This window comes from Sphaerotilus sp. (assembly GCF_041083715.1).
Classification (GTDB): domain Bacteria; phylum Pseudomonadota; class Gammaproteobacteria; order Burkholderiales; family Burkholderiaceae_C; genus Sphaerotilus.
The window spans coordinates 1-4716 of record NZ_JBFPGY010000411.1; the positions used below are offsets into that span (position 1 = coordinate 1).

Genomic DNA, 4716 nt, shown 5'->3' on the forward strand with positions numbered 1-4716 from the left:
ATGAGGTCCATGTGCCTGAAACCATCTCGGTGGCCGATCTGGCACACAAGATGTCGGTCAAGGCGTCCGAGGTCATCAAGCAGTTGATGAAGCTGGGTCAGATGGTCACCATCAACCAGCAGCTCGACCAGGAGACGGCCATGATCCTCGTCGAGGAAATGGGCCACAAGGCGTTCGCGGCCAAGCTGGACGATCCGGATGCGTTCCTCGAGGAGGAAAACGCTGCTGAATCCGGCGAATCGCTGCCCCGTCCTCCGGTGGTCACCGTCATGGGTCACGTCGACCACGGCAAGACCTCGTTGCTCGACTACATCCGCACCACCCGTGTCGCCATGGGTGAAGCCGGTGGCATCACCCAGCACATCGGCGCTTACCACGTCGAGACCGAACGTGGCGTGATCACCTTCCTCGACACCCCGGGTCACGAAGCCTTCACGGCAATGCGTGCCCGTGGTGCGAAGGCCACCGACATCGTCATCCTCGTGGTGGCGGCGGACGACGGCGTGATGCCGCAGACCAAGGAAGCCATCCACCACGCCAAGGCGGCGGGTGTGCCGATCGTGGTGGCGATCAACAAGATCGACAAGCCTGATTCGAACCTCGAACGTGTCAAGAGCGAGCTGGTCGCCGAAGGCGTGATTCCGGAAGAGTTCGGCGGCGAGTCGCCGTTCTGCCTGGTGTCGGCCAAGACCGGTCAAGGCATTGACGCGCTGCTGGAGCAGGTGCTGCTGCAGGCCGAAGTGCTGGAACTGCGCGCTCCGGTCGTGGCGCTGGCCAAGGGTCTCGTGATCGAAGCCCGTCTGGACAAGGGCCGCGGCCCGGTCGCGACCGTGCTGATCCAGTCCGGCACGCTCAAGCGCGGCGATGCCGTGCTGGCGGGCCAGAGCTACGGCCGCGTGCGTGCCATGCTCGACGAGAACGGCAAGGCGTGCCAGGAAGCGGGTCCGTCCATCCCGGTGGAAATCCAGGGTCTGACCGAAGTGCCGTCGGCGGGCGACGAATTCATGGTGCTGGCGGATGAACGCCGTGCCCGTGAAATCGCTACGTTCCGCCAGGGCAAGTACCGCGAAGTCAACCTGAACAAGCGCCAGGCCGCCAAGCTCGAGAACATTTTCGAGGGCATGGGCCAGGGCGCTGCACAGATGCTGCCGCTGATCATCAAGGCCGATGTGCAGGGTTCGCAGGAGGCGCTGGCCACTTCGCTGCTCAAGCTGTCGACCGACGAGGTCAAGGTCCAGATCGTGCACGCAGCGGTGGGTGGCATCAGCGAGTCGGACGTCAACCTGGCGATCGCCTCGAAGGCGGTCATCATCGGCTTCAACACCCGTGCGGATGCCGGTGCGCGCAAGCTCGCCGACAACAACGGCGTGGATCTGCGCTACTACAACATCATCTACGACGCGGTCGACGAGATCAAAGCCGCCATGTCGGGGATGCTGGCACCGGAGCAGCGCGAAGAGGTCATCGGTTCGGCGGAAATCCGCACCGTGTTCGTGGCGACCAAGATCGGTACCATTGCCGGCTCGATGGTCACTTCCGGTCTGGTGCGTCGCAGCTGCAAGTTCCGCCTGCTGCGCCAGAACATCGTCATCTACACCGGCGAAGTCGATTCGATCCGCCGCCTGAAGGACGATGTGAAGGAAGTCAAGGAAGGCTTCGAGTGCGGTATCAAGCTCAAGAACTACACCGACATCGCTGAAGGCGATCAGCTGGAGTTCTTCGAGATCAAGGAAGTGGCGCGTACGCTGTAAGGCTTCGCTCCTGCGTTCCGGGCCCCGACGTTGTGTCGGGGCCTCGTTGTTTTTCCGTGGTTCATTGCCATGGACTTCGGTGCGATATCCATGCGACACAAGCGTTCCATTCCCAACCGCAGCTTCCGGGTGGCCGACCAGATCCAGCGCGATGTGGCCGAGCTGATCCGCGAGCTCAAAGATCCGCGCATCGGCATGGTCACGATCAGCGCCGTGGACATCACGCCGGACTACGCCCATGCCCGCATCCGTTTCTCGGTGCTGATCGGCGAGGCGAACGAGACCGAAGTGGCGCTCAACGAGGCGGCTGGCTTCCTGCGCAACGGCCTGTTCAAGCGGCTGCAGATCCACACCGTGCCGACCTTGCACTTCCATTTCGACCGCACCACCGAGCGGGCGGCCGAGCTGAGTGCGCTGATCACCCTGGCCAATTCGCAGCGCGTTCCGGACGAGGCTCCGGCAGACGCTGTGGTGGACAACGAATCGAAGGACGACGCTTCCAGATGAGTGCCGACGTGACCCCGGTGGCTGCTGACGTGGTGGCCCCGATGCCGCCCCGCGTGCGCATCCAGCGCCGCGCGGTGCATGGCGTGCTGCTGCTCGACAAGCCCATCGGCCTGTCGAGCAACGATGCCCTGCAGAAGGTCAAGCGCCTGTTCCGCGCCGAGAAGGCGGGGCACACCGGCACACTCGACCCGCTGGCGACTGGCCTGCTGCCGATCTGCTTCGGCGCAGCCACCAAGTTCTCGCAAGTGAGCCTGGAGGCCGACAAGGGCTACCGGGCGACGCTGCACCTTGGTCAGCGCACCGTGGGCGGTGACCGCGAAGGCGAGGTGATCGAGGAGCGTCCGGTGCAGGTGGACCGCGCGCTGATCGACGCGGCATGCGCGCGCTTCACCGGTCCGATTTCGCAACTGCCGCCGATGCAGTCGGCGCTCAAGCACAACGGCAAGGCGCTCTACGAGTACGCCCGCGCCGGCATCACCATCGAGCGCCAGCCACGGCAGGTGACGATTCACCGCATCGACATCATCGCGTGGCAGGCTGACCGGCCGGAAACGCTGGTGATCGACGTGCTGTGCACCAAGGGCACCTACATCCGCACGCTGGCCGAGGACATCGGTGAAGTGCTTGGCTGTGGCGCCCACCTGTCCGGACTGCGGCGCATCGCCAGCGGCCCGGTCGATCTGCGCGGTTCGGTCACGCTCGACGCCCTGGTGGCGATGGACGAGGCCGGGCGCGATGCACGGGTGCTGCCCGTCGATGTACTGCTGTCGGACTGGCCGGCGGTGCATCTGAACACTGAAGACGCCGGTCGTTTCCTCTCGGGCATGCGCCGCCGCACGGGTCAAGCCGATGCCGAGCGCGTGCGTGTCTATGGTCCCGACGGTCGCGCCCTGCTGGGCAGCGCCCACATCACTGCCGGCGAGCTGATCGCCGATCGGCTCCTGAGCCCTCTTGAAGTCCAGGCCCTGCAGCCGTCCTGAAACCCGAACGGCCACACCCCTGGCGTACAACCCCATGACCAAGCAAATCCGCAACATCGCCATCATCGCCCACGTCGACCATGGCAAGACCACCCTGGTGGACCAACTCCTGCGCCAGAGCGGCACCTTCGCCGACCATGAAAAGGTCGTCGACTGCGTGATGGACAACAACGCGATCGAAAAGGAACGCGGCATCACCATCCTGGCCAAGAACTGCGCCGTGAGCTGGGAGGGTACGCACATCAACATCGTCGACACACCCGGACACGCCGACTTCGGCGGTGAAGTCGAGCGCGCGCTGTCGATGGTCGACGGCGTGGTGCTGCTGATCGACGCGCAGGAAGGCCCGATGCCGCAGACGCGCTTCGTGACCAAGAAGGCGCTGGCCCTGGGGCTGAAGCCGATCGTCGTGGTCAACAAGGTCGACAAGCCGGGCGCGAAGCCGGATGCCGTCATCAACGCCGCGTTCGACCTGTTCGACAAGCTGGGTGCCACCGACGAGCAGCTCGACTTCCCCGTCGTCTATGCCTCGGGCATCAACGGCTGGGCGTCGCTCGAAGAGGGCGCACCGGGCGAGCAGTGGGGCCAGGACATGTCGGCCCTGTTCAACACCGTGCTCAAGCACGTGCCGGCCAACAGCGGTGACGCCTCGGCACCGCTGCAGTTGCAGATCTCGTCGCTCGACTACTCCACCTTCGTCGGTCGCATCGGCGTGGGCCGTGTGAGCCAGGGCACCATCAAGCCGTCGATGGACGTGCTGGTGATGGAAGGCCCGGACGGCAAGGCCATCAAGGGCCGCATCAACCAGGTGCTGACCTTCCAGGGCCTCGACCGCGTGCAGACCACCGAAGCCGGCCCGGGCGACATCGTGCTGATCAACGGCATCGAAGGCATCGGCATCGGGGTGACCATCACCGATCCGGCCAATCCTTCGCCGCTGCCGATGCTCAAGATCGACGAGCCGACGCTGACGATGAACTTCTGCGTCAACACCAGCCCGCTGGCGGGCCGCGAAGGCAAGTACGTCACCAGCCGCCAGATCTGGGACCGCCTGCAGAAGGAACTCCAGTCCAACGTTGCGCTGCGCGTCAAGGAAACCGACGAAGACGGCATCTTCGAGGTGATGGGCCGCGGCGAACTGCACCTGACCATCCTGCTGGAAAACATGCGCCGCGAGGGCTACGAGCTGGCCGTGTCGAAGCCGCGCGTGGTGTTCCAGGAGATCAACGGCGAGAAGTGCGAGCCGATCGAGATGGTCACCGCCGACGTCGAAGAGCAGCACCAGGGTGGCGTCATGCAGGCCCTCGGCGAGCGCAAGGGCGAACTGGTCAACATGGTGCCGGACGGCCGTGGCCGCGTGCGCCTGGAGTACCGCATCCCGGCGCGTGGCCTGATCGGGTTCTCGAACGAGTTCCTGAACCTGACCCGTGGTTCGGGCCTGATCGCGAACATCTTCGAAGGCTATGAGCCGCACAAGG

Annotated in this window: 4 protein-coding genes; all 4 read left to right on the forward strand. The window is 64.8% G+C overall.

Annotated features, from left to right (window positions below):
• Nucleotides 1–1751 (forward strand): translation initiation factor IF-2 (gene infB / locus AB3X43_RS19195; protein WP_369431478.1); only part of this gene is annotated, 1751 nt, incomplete at its 5' end.
• 90 nt (nt 1752–1841) lie between these two features.
• Nucleotides 1842–2258 (forward strand): 30S ribosome-binding factor RbfA, encoded by a 417-nt coding sequence (rbfA, locus tag AB3X43_RS19200; RefSeq protein ID WP_369431479.1) that lies wholly within the window; start codon nt 1842–1844, stop codon nt 2256–2258.
• Nucleotides 2255–3238 (forward strand): tRNA pseudouridine(55) synthase TruB, encoded by a 984-nt coding sequence (gene truB, locus AB3X43_RS19205; protein WP_369431480.1) that lies wholly within the window; start codon nt 2255–2257, stop codon nt 3236–3238. Before rbfA ends, truB begins: the two co-directional genes overlap by 4 nt.
• Nucleotides 3239–3272: 34 nt before the next feature.
• Nucleotides 3273–4716 (forward strand): GTP-binding protein (locus tag AB3X43_RS19210; protein ID WP_369431481.1); only part of this gene is annotated, 1444 nt, incomplete at its 3' end.